We start from the raw sequence: 13,098 nt of genomic DNA on the forward strand, positions 1-13,098 counted from the left end.
TTTGTGCTCCTTCTTATAAAACTGAAATAGCGACCTTAACGACTATTTTGCGGATCGGCGTGGCTACAGTTTTATTACATCCAGGACGATGAACATCTTGTGGGAAAAATATCGCATAGTTGCCTGGCGTCATTTCAAAGAACGATTCATGTTCGCTGTCGTGATAGAAAATAATATCGCGCTGTTCTAACAAAGATTCGCTGATTTGATTATTGCCGGTATCAATGGCGATACCGATTTTTTCTTCGCCCGATGCCAGAAACTGGATATCCAGATAGCGACGGTGGACCTCCGGACGATTTTCAGCGGCATCGCGAGTGGTTAAGTCGATAACCTGCGCGAAGATGTTTTGGCCGTCGATTTCCACGACGCCGGGTGCTAGCGCGTGGAAATCCGTCGTGCGCAGGAACTCAAGCGCCCGCTCAATGGCCGCGGGCAGACGACACGGATTAGGTTGAGCAATATGACCAAAAATCATGGGTGAGCTCCTTACAGCGCCTGAATTTTGGCCCATACGCTGTCATCGACGGTAATGCCGTTGCGGCGGTTTTCATCCAGCAGACGGGTAAATTCATGGCCAGGAAGACGGACCGCCACATTTTCATCGGCGCGCTCGGCGGTGGTGATGAAATCCATAATCCGTTGCAGCTTGGCGTCGCGGGTTGCGCCGTCGATCAGCTTATCCACTTCAATAGCGATGAAGATCTGCGAAACGCCATATTCATCGCTGTTTTCCTGGGTCACTTCGGCAACCGACGATCCGTTGGAGAGGAGGGTGGCAATCATATCCAGCACGATCGACAGGCCGGAACCTTTCCAGTAGCCCATGGGTAATATGCGGCGATTTTTCTCGATCGTCCCCGGCTCTTTGGTCAAACGACCGTCATCGTCGAATCCGCCGTCCACGGGCAGTTCGCGGCCGGCAAGGCGGTTAACCTCCAGCATGCCGTAGGAGAACATCGACATCGACATATCCACCATGGTGATCGGCGTCGACGGAATGGCGACGATCAGCGGGTTGGTACCGATACGGCACTCTTTAGCGCCCCACGGCGGCATAACGGCGATGGAGTTGGTCCAGCAGATACCGATGTAGCCTTTTTCCGCCGCCTGCCAGCCGTAGCTGCCGCCGCGCATCCAGTGGTTAGCATTACGTAAGGCGACCAGGCCGATACCGTGATCGGAGGCCAGCTCAATGGCCCGATCCATCATCTTTTTCGCCGTCAGGTTGCCGATGGAACGCTGAGCATCCCACTGTTCGATGGCGCCGAGGCTGGTCACCCGCTGCGGTTTGGCTTCAGGAATAATGTCGCCGTTATCCAACTGCTGGATGAAGCGAGGAAAGCGGTTCACGCCGTGAGAATAGACGCCGGATTCGGTGGTGCGGGCAAACATTTCTGCGCAGGCATCGGCGGTTTCCGCGGCGACGCCACGCGCCAGCAGTACCCGATTGAATGCCTCTTTTAACTGCTCAAACGTGACTTTCATTGCTGTTTCCCTGGTCAGAGTTGATCGCTTTTTTATCTCTAAATTTCACTATGCGAAATCTGATTTCAAATATAGCGATCAATTTTTGTCAGATCAACGGGCAGCGTTATTTTTAAAAATCATAAAAATCATAAAGTTGTGTTTTTTCGGTTCAGATCGTGAACTGAAACACACTTTGCGCTACCATCTGAACGCGACAAAAATGGGAGCGGAAGCGATGGGCACAAAAGAGAGCGAGAACACGCAAGATAAAGAGAGGCCTGCCGGAAGTCAGAGCCTTTTTCGTGGGTTGATGCTAATTGAGATCCTGAGTAATTATCCAAATGGCTGTCCACTGGCGCATCTGTCGGAACTGGCGGGACTGAACAAAAGTACCGTTCATCGCTTATTACAGGGGCTGCAGTCCTGCGGGTACGTGACGCCTGCCCCGGCGGCGGGGAGCTATCGTCTGACGACAAAATTTATCGCCGTTGGCCAAAAGGCGTTGTCGTCGCTGAATATTATCCACGTCGCGGCGCCGCATCTTGAGGCGCTTAACCTGGCCACCGGCGAGACGGTGAACTTCTCCAGCCGTGAAGATGACCACGCGATCCTGATTTATAAGCTGGAGCCGACCACCGGTATGCTGCGTACGCGCGCCTATATTGGCCAGCACATGCCGCTGTACTGCTCGGCAATGGGCAAGATTTATATGGCGTTTGGCCATCCTGACTACGTTGAGAGCTACTGGAATTCACACCAGGAGATTATTCAGCCGCTGACCCGCAATACCATTACCGGCTTGCCTGCGATGCATGATGAACTGGCGCAGATCCGCGAGCGAAATATGGCGATGGACAGGGAAGAGAACGAGCTGGGCGTGTCGTGCCTGGCTGTCCCCGTTTTCGACATTCATGGGCGCGTGCCTTATGCCATTTCTATCTCCCTATCAACATCGCGCCTCAAGCAGGTGGGAGAGAAAAATTTACTCAAGCCGCTGCGCGATACGGCAGAGGCGATTTCTCGCGAACTGGGCTTTTCCGTGCGGGAAGGTTAAGGCAAATGACCAGATAATCCCGGACATCTGAGAGAAAACGCCGCTGACTCCATTCAGGATCAAGGCGCGGAAGCGGTTTTTTCTGGCACTCTGCGTTTTTATCCCCAATGGAGCAAGGATGAATCGGTTTATTCTCGCGGATGCGGAAAAGTGCATCGGCTGCCGTACCTGTGAAGTCGCCTGCGTGGTTTCCCATCAGCAGGACCAGGACTGTTCTGGCGTCTCCGCCGCGCGCTTTGCGCCGCGGATCCGCGTGGTGAAAAATGATGAACTCTCGACGGCGACGCTGTGCCGCCAGTGCGAAGATGCGCCCTGCGCCAACGTCTGCCCCGAGGGCGCAATCCGCCGAGAAAATTCGGTCTGGCGCGTAGATCAACGCCGCTGCATCGGATGCAAAAGCTGTATGGTAGCGTGCCCCTATGGCGCGATGACCGTGATGCGGGTGGAGGAGGGCGTACAGGCGCTGAAGTGCGATTTATGCAGCCATCGCGACGAAGGCCCGGCCTGCGTGGCGGCGTGCCCGACCCAGGCGCTGCGCTGCATGGAGCCGATGGAGCTGGAAAGAATAGCCGCTGAACGTCGCCAGCGGATGGCGCTGGCGATGTAGCGTGTTTCCCGGAGGCGGCGCTGGCGCGCGTGTTCGGGCTATGGGACGTGTAGCCCGGCTAAACGCAGTGCGAGCCGGGAATAGATCTGGCTTATTCGGGCCTATGACGGGTCCTGTTCACGCCAGGCGCGTTCAACTTCTTCGGCGAGAATCCTCACGCCCGCTTCAATTTTCTCCGGGTCCGGCACGTAGTTCATGCGCATGCATTGATGCGTGTGTGGCCATGGCTTATCCAGGCCCGGGAAGAAGTAGTCGCCCGGCACCATCAGGACGCCGCGCTTTTTCAGGCGCTGGTACAGCAGCTCGGTAGAAATCGGCAGATCCTTAAACCACAGCCAGAGGAAAATCGCCCCTTCCGGCTTATGAATCAGGCAGCGATCTTCCGGCAAATAGCGGCGAATAATGGCGATAGTCTCCTGCACGCGCTGATAATAGAACGGCTTTATCACCGTTTCTGACAGGCGCAGAAGATCGTTGCGCTTAATCATCTCGCACATCATGGCCGGCCCCATTCCACCGGGGGCGAGGCTGATAATGCCGTTCATATTGCTGATGGCGGTGATGATTTTTTCGTTAGCGATGATAATCCCGCAGCGGCTGCCCGGCAGGCCCAGCTTGGAGAGGCTCATGCACAGCACGATATTCGGATTCCACAGCGGCCTGGCGTCGCTGAAAATAATCCCCGGGAACGGAACGCCGTAGGCGTTATCAATCACCAACGGGATGCCGTGCTGGTTGGCCAGCGCATCCAGCTTGATCAGCTCATCGTCGGTGATCACGTTACCGGTTGGGTTGGTGGGGCGGGAAACGCAGATCATTCCCGTCTCGTCCGTGACCTGCAAATGTTCGAAATCCACGTGGTATTTAAACTGTCCCTCCGGCAGCAGTTCAATGTTCGGGCGAGTGGCGACAAACAGATCTTCTTCGAGGCCGGAATCGGCGTAGCCAATGTACTCAGGCGTCAACGGAAACAGCACTTTACGGGTGGTTCCATCCGCACGACGGCCTGCGAAGAGGTTAAACAAGTAGAAAAACGCGCTCTGGCTGCCATTTGTCAGTGCAATATTCTGTGGTTCGATCTCCCATCCCAGTTCGTCGCGCAGCATTTGTGCCAGCAGGGTCAGCAGCTCGCTTTTACCCTGCGGACCGTCATAATTACAAAGCGCATCAAGGGCTTTGCCGCTGTTCAGCATATCGGCCAGCAGGCTATGGAAGTAATCATTCATTTCCGGAATCTGCGCGGGATTGCCGCCGCCCAGCATGATGGCGCCCGGCGTACGCAGGCCGTCATTGAGGTCTTCCATCAAGCGGGTGATGCCCGAATGACGGGTAAATTTGTCGCCAAAAAGTGAAAATGTCATCGCGATTAGTCTGTCGGTATTCCAGGAAAGTGGGTAACCATAACGCCAGCGCAGATAGGGTGCAAATCGAGGTATCAGGAAGATATTTTGTTTTTATTCTGTGAGAGAAAACATTTTTGGATGTTTATCCTGAAAAAGCTCCCCGGACGCCAGGGGAGCCGTGGGTCAGAAAGCTACTGCTGACCTGCCCATACCACCATCACTTTGTCATCGCCGTTCTCGCGAATAAAGCCGTAGCCTTTCGCCATCGATAGCGTGGTTTGTTTACCCATGCCGATCGCCGGGTGACGGGCGCGGAACTGGCCCAATTTCTCCCAGTGGGTCACGCTGCGCGCGGCTTTTCCGCTGACGTCCTGCCAGTTCATATCTGAACGCGTACCCTGAAGCGGATCGGAACCTGTCGGGCCGAACGGCCGTGAGGATTCATCGCCGTAGAAGATCTGCACTGCGCCGGGCGCGAGCAGCAGCAGTTCCGCCGCCGTGCTGCCGCCTTCGCGGAACAGGCTGGTATCATGCGAGGAGAGATAGCTTAACACGTTGAAATCCTGAAGCTTATCCGCCATATGTTGCCAGGTCAGGTCGATATTCGCCAGGCAGCTTGTCGCTTTTGCCGCCTGATCCTGATAATCAAAGTTCAGCATGGCGTCAAAGCCGTGGCGATAGTAGTCGCTCTGCATCACGCCGTGGCCCCAGGCTTCGCCGGTCATCCAGAACGGCGCGTTATCCAGCGCTTTGTCCGGGTTCGCTTTCTTCCATTCCGCCAGCGCTTCGGTGGCCTGAGTTTTTAACTGCAGCCAGGCCGCCTGCTCGACGTGCTTGGCGGTATCGACGCGGAAGCCGTCGATGCCGTAGTCGCGTACCCATTGGCTCAGCCAGTGGGTCAGATAATCGCGCGGCGTGTAGCCTGGGATCGCTTTGGCCGCGGTATCCGGCTTATGGCGATAGAAGTTCGGCAGGCCCGATGGCTCCGTGGATTCGGTTTTCAGATCCGGCAGGAAGGCCAGCGACATGGTCAGGTCGTCAAAGCCGGGGTTGTCGTAGTCGCCGATATCGGTGCGGATCCATTTTTTACCCCACCATTTCTCCCATCCGGCTTTATCGCTAAAGTTGATGTAATCGTTAAAGCTGTGCCAGCTTTGTCCCGCGCGGGGCTTCCAGTCTGTCCAGCGCTCTCCGAGGGTCTTTTTCAGTTCATCCCCCTGGATGTACAGCGAGCCAAACTGAAACTCCTGCATATCGGCCAGGGTCGCGTAGCCGGTGTGGTTCATCACCACGTCGAACAGAATGCGGATCCCACGCTTGTGGGCCTCATCGACGAGGCGGCGCAGATCGTCTTCCGTCCCCATATTGGCATCCAGCTTCGTCCAGTCCTGGATGTAATAGCCGTGATAGGCGTAATGCGGGAAATCGCCTTTCGTACCGCCGCCGACCCAGCCGTGGATTTGTTCCAGCGGCGAACTGATCCATAGCGCGTTAACGCCGAGCTGCTGGAGGTAATCCAGTTTGCTGGTCAGGCCCTGGAGATCGCCGCCGTGGAAGGTGCCAATTTCCTGCATGCCGTCTTTATGGCGACCATAGCTATTGTCGTTGGCCGGGTTGCCGTTGACAAAGCGATCGGTCAGGACGAAATAGACGGTGGCGTTATGCCAGTTGAACGGCGCGGCGGCTTCCGTATCCGCGCGTTCAAGCAGCAGCAGACCATTGCTATTAAACGCCGGCTGGAGGGTAATTTTACCGCCGCTGACGGTCGCGATATTGCCGCTGTAGAAGTCGCGAACTTGACTGCCTTCGGCAAAGGATTTGCTGACGTCAATGGTGAGCGGCTTGCCATCCCATTTCGGGCACTGCTTGATCTGCGGCGCGGCGGCGGTGGAGGTCTGTTTCTCTTCCAGAGAGACCATCAGGGTTGGCGTACCTGAACGGGTATCGACTTCCAGGGTATAGCGGCCATCGCGGAAGACGCGCCACTGCGGCGCCGGATCGCGGCAAGGCTCCATAGAGAGCATCTGGTTGAGCTTGATCGCGCCGGCAGGCTGCCAGCACTGTTGGTCAAACGTAATCCGCAGAGGGCGCGTACCCTTTGCTACCTCGTTTTGACTGATAAATCTGCCGGTGCCTTCTTCGGTAAAGGCGGGGAAATCTGCGGTAGTCCAGGCGGCGAAGGCCATCCCAGGCACCAGCAGCGACGCAAGCGCAGCGAGTTTCATTCCGGAGTCCTGTGTGCGGTTTTTTGTTCAGTTTGCGCGTCCGGTAGTCCCATGAACTCATCCCAGCGGCGCTTTTCCAGGGAGGATGGAAAAGGGTGAGTGATCGCGTTCAAAAAATGAGCAAAAAATGAGAGGGTAGTCGCATTTTTGTACTGTTGTCAGGAGGCGGAAACCGATTTCAGATGACAGCTTTTCGGAATTGGACTATTTCTGTGGGTGCGTCATCTGGGTATTTTTGATACTATTCGCGATTCAACTATCGATTTTTTGTGAAAAACAAGGCGTTGGAATGATTGCATCCGACCAGGAGACCTAATGATATCGACTCCCATTCGACGATATGGGGCCGCGATACTCATGTTACTTACCTGCATATTTTCAGGTAGTGTGCTGGCAACAACACACACAGCAACAACGAGTCATAAAGCCCCAATCGTTAAGAAGAAAAGTACCGTTAAAGTAAGCAAGGTAAGCAGTAAACAAGAGTATTCTCGCAATAGTGTAAAGAGCAGTTCACTTCCTGATTTGCGAAAATACCCTTCCGGGACACCAAGGAAAAAAGCGTTTCTCCGGACGGTAATGCCTTATATTACGAAACAGAATCAGGTGATTACCGCCGATCGTAACTGGCTTGTTTCCAAACAGTACGATGCGCGCTGGTCGCCGAGCGAGCGTACGCGGCTGAAAGAGATCGCCTCTCGCTATAAAGTGAAGTGGTCCGGCAATACTCGCCATATTCCATGGAATTCGCTGCTTGAGCGCGTCGACATTATCCCGAATAGCATGGTCGCTACCATGGCAGCGGCGGAAAGCGGCTGGGGAACGTCAAAGCTGGCGCGGGTGAACAACAATCTGTTTGGTATGAAGTGTGGCGGTGGAAACTGCCGCGGCGCGGTGAAGGGCTACTCCCAGTTTGATTCGGTGGAAGAGTCCGTTCAGGCCTATGTCAGAAATCTGAATACGCATCCGGCCTACTCGTCGTTCCGTAAATCGCGTGCGCAGCTGCGTAAAGCCGATCAGGAAGTGACCGCCAGCACGATGATTCATAAGCTGAAGGGCTATTCGACCAAAGGGTCAAGCTATAACAACTATCTCTTCGCGATGTATCAGGATAACCAGCGGTTGATAGCCGCACACATGTAATTGCTCTTGCATGTCACCATTAATGCCCGGCGCGTAAGCCCGGGCATTTTTCTTTGCGCGCTACATCATCACTTCGCTGTGCCGGTCGCGGTACTCCTTCGGCGTCACGTCGTACTCTTTCTTAAACACTGAGTAGAAATACTGCAGCGAGGGATAGCCGCACATCTGCGAGATTTCGTTAATCGAAAGGGTGGTCGATACCAGCAGGCTACGGGCTTTTTCCAGTTTTTCGCTGTGGATCACCGTATGAATGGTCTCGCCCACTTCTTCTTTGAAGCGCTTTTCCAGATTCGAGCGGGAAATGCCTACGGCGTCCAGCACCTGCTCTACCTTAATCCCTTTACAGGCGTGGTTACGAATATAGTGCATCGCCTGAATAACCGAGGGATCGGTGAGCGAGCGGTAGTCGGTGGAGCGGCGCTCAACCACGCGCATCGGCGGGATAAGCTGGCGCTGAAGCGGTAGCTCTTCATTCTCCAGCAGGCGATGCAGCAGCTTTGCCGCCTGATAGCCCATCTGGCGTGTGCCCTGCGCAACGGAAGACAGCGCCACGCGCGACAGGTAGCGAGTAAGCTCTTCGTTATCTATGCCAATAACGCACAGCTTTTCCGGTACCGGAATATGCAGGCGCTCGCAGGCCTGTAATACGTGGCGGGCGCGGGCGTCGGTAACGGCGATGATGCCGGTTTGCGGCGGCAGGGTTTGCAGCCAGTCGGCGAGGCGGTTTTGCGCATGCTGCCAGTTTTCGGGCGCCGTCTCGAGACCCTGATAGACCACGCCGCGATATTTCTCTCTGGCGACCAGCTGGCAAAACGCGTGTTCGCGCTCGGCGGCCCAGCCCTTACAGCTGGAAGCGGGCAGGCCGTAAAAGGCGAAGCGGTTGATGCCTTTTTCTTTGAGGTGCAGAAAGGCGCTCTCGACCAGCGCGGCGTTGTCGGTGGCGATATAGTGAACCGGCGGATAGCATTCCGGCCGGTGGAAGGAGCCGCCAACGCCGACAATCGGCACATTGACGTCGATCAGCAGATTTTCAATTTCCGGATCGTCATAATCAGCAATGACGCCGTCGCCTAACCACTCCTTAATGTTTTCAATCCGCGCCCGAAAATCTTCCTCAATGAAGATATCCCATTCCAATTGCGATGCCTGGAGATATTCGCCAACGCCCTCAACGACCTGACGGTCATAGGCCTTGTTGGCGTTGAATAACAGCGTAATACGGTGACGCTTTTCAAACATAGTGTTGTTCCTGGTCTCTCTTGCAGGCCATACAATACCGGCCAATGCCCGGATTATTTCAAGTTACTTGTGCCTAAGTTTGGCTGTAGCGCAAATAATTCGGGCATTTTTTTTCACTGTCCTCAGTTCCGACGTTTAGTGGCTGAATCCATCCACACCGCGAGCAATAAAATGACCCCTTTGACGATGTACTGCCAGAAGGTGGCGACATCCATCATGCTCATGCCGTTATCCAGCGCGGACATGATGAAAGCGCCCATGACCGCGCCCGCGACGCTGCCGATGCCGCCGGCCAGGCTGGTACCGCCGATCACGCAGGCGGCGATGGCGTCCAGTTCGGCGATGTTGCCGGCGGAAGGGGAACCGGCGCCCAGGCGCGAGCTGAGAATCAACCCGGCGATCGCCACCATCAGGCCGTTAATGGCGAACACCGCCAGCTTGGTGCGCTCCACGCTGATACCGGATAAACGCGCGGCCTCCAGATTGCCGCCGATGGCGTAGATGCGCCGCCCGAACGCGGTACGGGTGGCCATAAACATGCCCGCCAGCAGCAGCGCGGTGAGAATCAGTACCGGCGTCGGGACGCCGCGATAGTCGTTTAACAGCCAGATGGCGCCCAGCACGATAACGGCGGTGATCGTCTGGCGGCCGACGGTTGAGGCGGAGGCGGGCGTGGAGAGGCCCAGAGCCTGGCGTCGCATACGGCCGCGCCACTGCCAGATAATAAACGCCGCCATACCCAGCACGCCGATGCCAAAGCCAATACCATCAGGCAGATAGCTCTGGCCGATTTGCGACATCGCCGGACTGGTGGGAGAAACGGTGGTGCCGTTGGTGATGCCTATCAGAATACCGCGAAATGCCAGCATCCCGGCGAGCGTCACGATAAACGAGGGGACCTTACGATAGGCAACCCACCAACCGTTCCAGGCCCCCAGCAGCAGACCCAGGACCAGGGTAACCACAATCGTCAGCGGTAGCGGCCAACCGAGCCAGACGTCAAAAATCGCCGCCGCGCCGCCGAGCAGGCCCATCATTGAGCCCACGGAGAGATCGATTTCGGCGGAAATAATCACAAACACCATGCCGACCGCGAGAATGCCGGTGATAGCGGTCTGGCGCAGCAGGTTGGAGATATTACGCGCGCTCAGATAGGCGCCTTCGGTGGTCCAGGTGAAAAACAGCATAATGGCCACGATAGCGGCGATCATCACGAATACCTGGAGGTTCATCCCCTTCAGCCCTGACAGCGCGCCGGCGGCAGGCGGGGTGAGTTTCATTTCAGACGACGTGTTCTTCGACATGGCGTTCGCTCCTCAGTGCGGCTTCCATTACCTGTTCCTGGGTCAGGCCCTGGTTGATCAAATTAGCCTTCAGTTTGCCCTCATGCATCACCAACACACGGTCGCTTAGGCCAAGCACTTCGGGCAGCTCGGATGAAATAACAATGACGGCGATCCCCTGCTGCACCAGCTGATTAATCAACTTGTAGATTTCGTACTTGGCGCCGATATCGATGCCGCGAGTCGGCTCATCGAGTATCAGAATGCGCGGGTTCAGCAACAGGCAGCGGGCGAGGATCGCCTTTTGCTGATTGCCGCCGCTCAGACGACCGATCGCCAGCTCCGGCGACGAGGTTTTGATCTTCAAACGCTGGATGGATTGCTGAATACAGTGCTGCTCTCCGGCATCGTCAAGGCCGCTTAGCGGACCGGTAAACTGGTTTAACGCGGCGAGGGTGATGTTTTTACCCACCGCCATAACCGGCACGATGCCGTCTTTCTTTCTGTCTTCCGGCACCATGGCAATGCCCTGGGCGATAGCCTGCTGGCAGGTGTGAATCGTCACCGGTTGACCATCAATAAAGATTTTTCCCTGCCAGCGGCCCGGCCAGACGCCGAACAGACACTGCACCGCTTCGGTTCGGCCCGCGCCGACCAGCCCGGCGATCCCCAGAATTTCGCCGCGCCGCAGCGAGAAGGAGACGTCATTGACGCGCTTAATGTGGCGATTCACCGGATGCCAGGCCGTCAGGTTCTCCACCCGCAGGATTTCATCGCCGCAGCTGTGGGCTTCGCTCGGGTAGAGGGCGGTAAGCTCGCGGCCGACCATCATGGTGATAATGTCATCTTCGCTCATGCCGTCAGCGTTGCGGGTGCCGATATGCTGCCCATCGCGGATCACGCAGATGGTGTCGGAGATGGCTTTGACTTCATTGAGCTTGTGGGAAATGTAAATGCAGGCAATACCGTGATTTTGCAAATCGCGAATAATATTCAGCAGAATTGCCGTCTCTTGTTCCGTTAATGAGGCGGTGGGTTCGTCGAGAATTAACAACCGCACCTGCTTGTTCAGCGCTTTTGCTATTTCAACCAGCTGCTGCTGACCAAGGCCTAAATCGCCGACGCGGGTGTCGGGTGATATGGCTAAATTGACCTGGGCCAGCAGCTTCTCGCAGCGCAAAGTCATGGTTTCATAATCCAGCAGACCGTGGCGGGAGATCTCCGCGCCGAGAAAAATGTTCTCCAGCACGGTCAGATGTTTTACCAGCGCCAGCTCCTGATGAATGATGGCGATACCTTTGCGCTCGGTATCGCGAATATGGCCCGGCTGCAAAGTTTCCCCGGAAAAAATAATTTCCCCCTCATAGCTACCGTGCGGATATATTCCGCACAGTACCTTCATGAGCGTCGATTTCCCGGAGCCGTTTTCTCCGCACAGCGAGACGACTTCCCCGGCGTTAAGCCGCAGACTGACATTATCAATCGCCTTCACCGTACCGAAGGTTTTAGTTATGTTTTTCATTTCGAGTAACCAGGACATAGAGGCTCCGCATAAGCGATATCCGGCTGGATGGGGCAACGCCCCCGGAAGAGGGCGTCAGAGATTACAGCTCGCTTTTTTTGTGGAAACCGTCCTTGATCACCGTCTGGTCAATATTGTCTTTATTGACCTCAATGGGGGTCAGCAGCCGTGACGGGACATCTTTCAGCCCGTTGTTGAGCGTTGAGTCGGCCTGCGGCTGCCTGTCGTTGCCCAGTTCGACGGCGATTTCAGCCGCGGTGGTGGCAAGGGTGGTGATAGGTTTATAGACGGTCATCGTTTGGGTGCCGGCGATAATGCGCTTCACGCCGGCGAGGTCGGCATCCTGTCCTGATATAGCGACTTTGCCTGCGAGTCCCTGGGCGCTTAATGCCTGGATGGCGCCGCCGGCGGTGGCGTCGTTGGAGGCGACGACCGCATCAATTTTGTTGTTGTTGGCGGTCAGGGCGTTTTCCATAATTTTCAACGCATTTTCCGGTAACCATCCGTCGACCCACTGATCGCCGACGATTTTAATTTTCCCTTCATCAACATAAGGCTTGAGGACTTTCATTTGTCCGGCGCGGAAAAGCTTGGCATTATTGTCTACCGGCGAGCCGCCCATTAAGAAATAGTTACCCTGAGGCACTTTATCGACCAGACTTTGCGCCTGCATTTCACCCACTTTTTCATTATTAAATGAAATATAAAAATCAATATCGGCATTATTGATAAGACGATCGTAGGCGAGAACTTTAATTCCCTCCTGTTTGGCCTCTTTTATGACGTTGCTCAGCACCTGGCCGTTATAGGGAATAATCACCAGAACGTCGACGCCGCGGTTGATCATATTTTCGATTTGCGACATTTGCGTTTCTTCGTTGCCATTGGCTGACTGGACGAATACTTTTGCACCTAATGATTCAGCTTTGTTGACAAAAATATCGCGATCTTTTTGCCAGCGTTCAAGACGCAGGTCGTCAATCGCCATGCCAATTTTAACTTCTTTAGCAATGCCCGACAGGCTGGTGAGGAGGAGTGAAGCGCAGAGCGTTAGGCAAAGGTTCTTTATCTTCATAATAATAACACCTTTTTTGTAAAGTGCAGGATAAGACGAACGATAAAAATAAACGGCCTGATACGTAGCAGATTTTTAACGCGGAAAGGAGCGCTGGCAATTATCTATGCTTATTTTGCCGTTATGAAATTTTGTTT

The 13,098-nt window shown here is 55.2% G+C and carries 11 protein-coding genes; 3 read left to right on the top strand and 8 right to left on the bottom strand.

Features of this window, described 5'->3' with window-relative positions:
- Positions 1-13: 13 nt before the first annotated feature.
- Both ACE3MN_RS00900 and yiaK read right to left on the bottom strand, forming a co-directional pair.
- The gene (locus tag ACE3MN_RS00900) at positions 14-478 is read right to left on the bottom strand and encodes a YhcH/YjgK/YiaL family protein (protein ID WP_024359744.1); all 465 of its coding nucleotides are present in this window, start codon (positions 476-478) and stop codon (positions 14-16) included.
- A gap of 11 nt (positions 479-489) precedes the next feature.
- Positions 490-1,488 (bottom strand): 3-dehydro-L-gulonate 2-dehydrogenase, encoded by a 999-nt coding sequence (yiaK, locus tag ACE3MN_RS00905; RefSeq protein WP_049099782.1) that lies wholly within the window; start codon positions 1,486-1,488, stop codon positions 490-492.
- A gap of 202 nt (positions 1,489-1,690) precedes the next feature.
- Between yiaK and yiaJ the strand changes: the two genes are divergently transcribed.
- Positions 1,691-2,524, top strand: coding sequence for an IclR family transcriptional regulator YiaJ (gene yiaJ, locus ACE3MN_RS00910; RefSeq protein WP_128804969.1), 834 nt, complete (start codon positions 1,691-1,693; stop codon positions 2,522-2,524).
- Positions 2,525-2,642: 118 nt separating this feature from the next.
- Positions 2,643-3,131 carry a 4Fe-4S binding protein gene (locus tag ACE3MN_RS00915; RefSeq protein WP_024359746.1) on the top strand — a complete coding sequence of 163 codons (489 nt, stop codon included), beginning with the start codon at positions 2,643-2,645 and terminating at the stop codon, positions 3,129-3,131.
- A gap of 101 nt (positions 3,132-3,232) precedes the next feature.
- On the opposite strand, the gene avtA is transcribed toward ACE3MN_RS00915, so the two are convergent.
- Together avtA and ACE3MN_RS00925 are read right to left on the bottom strand one after the other, a co-directional pair.
- Positions 3,233-4,492 carry a valine--pyruvate transaminase gene (avtA, locus tag ACE3MN_RS00920; RefSeq protein WP_004137799.1) on the bottom strand — a complete coding sequence of 420 codons (1,260 nt, stop codon included), beginning with the start codon at positions 4,490-4,492 and terminating at the stop codon, positions 3,233-3,235.
- A 173-nt stretch (positions 4,493-4,665) separates the two neighbouring features.
- Positions 4,666-6,699 (bottom strand): alpha-amylase, encoded by a 2,034-nt coding sequence (locus ACE3MN_RS00925; protein WP_004137801.1) that lies wholly within the window; start codon positions 6,697-6,699, stop codon positions 4,666-4,668.
- 315 nt (positions 6,700-7,014) lie between these two features.
- On the opposite strand from ACE3MN_RS00925, the gene ACE3MN_RS00930 reads away from it, so the two are divergent.
- Entirely contained in the window at positions 7,015-7,842 is an 828-nt protein-coding gene (locus tag ACE3MN_RS00930; protein WP_071530269.1) for a protein bax, read from the top strand.
- A 60-nt stretch (positions 7,843-7,902) separates the two neighbouring features.
- Here the strand turns inward: ACE3MN_RS00930 and xylR are convergent, their stop codons facing one another.
- The 4 genes from xylR to xylF form a co-directional block, all read right to left on the bottom strand.
- Entirely contained in the window at positions 7,903-9,081 is a 1,179-nt protein-coding gene (xylR, locus tag ACE3MN_RS00935) for a D-xylose utilization transcriptional activator XylR (protein ID WP_004126484.1), read from the bottom strand.
- A 122-nt stretch (positions 9,082-9,203) separates the two neighbouring features.
- Positions 9,204-10,385: a xylose ABC transporter permease XylH gene (gene xylH, locus ACE3MN_RS00940; RefSeq protein ID WP_004137802.1), complete on the bottom strand. Its 1,182-nt coding sequence runs from the start codon at positions 10,383-10,385 to the stop codon at positions 9,204-9,206.
- On the bottom strand, positions 10,363-11,904 hold the full coding sequence (locus tag ACE3MN_RS00945) for a xylose ABC transporter ATP-binding protein (RefSeq protein ID WP_102650149.1): 1,542 nt from the start codon (positions 11,902-11,904) through the stop codon (positions 10,363-10,365). The genes xylH and ACE3MN_RS00945 overlap by 23 nt, the downstream gene beginning before the upstream one ends.
- A gap of 64 nt (positions 11,905-11,968) precedes the next feature.
- Positions 11,969-12,961, bottom strand: coding sequence for a D-xylose ABC transporter substrate-binding protein (gene xylF, locus ACE3MN_RS00950; protein ID WP_024359748.1), 993 nt, complete (start codon positions 12,959-12,961; stop codon positions 11,969-11,971).
- Positions 12,962-13,098: the final 137 nt, after the last annotated feature.

Source organism: Klebsiella grimontii (assembly GCF_042137965.1).
GTDB classification, from domain to species: Bacteria; Pseudomonadota; Gammaproteobacteria; order Enterobacterales; family Enterobacteriaceae; genus Klebsiella; species Klebsiella grimontii.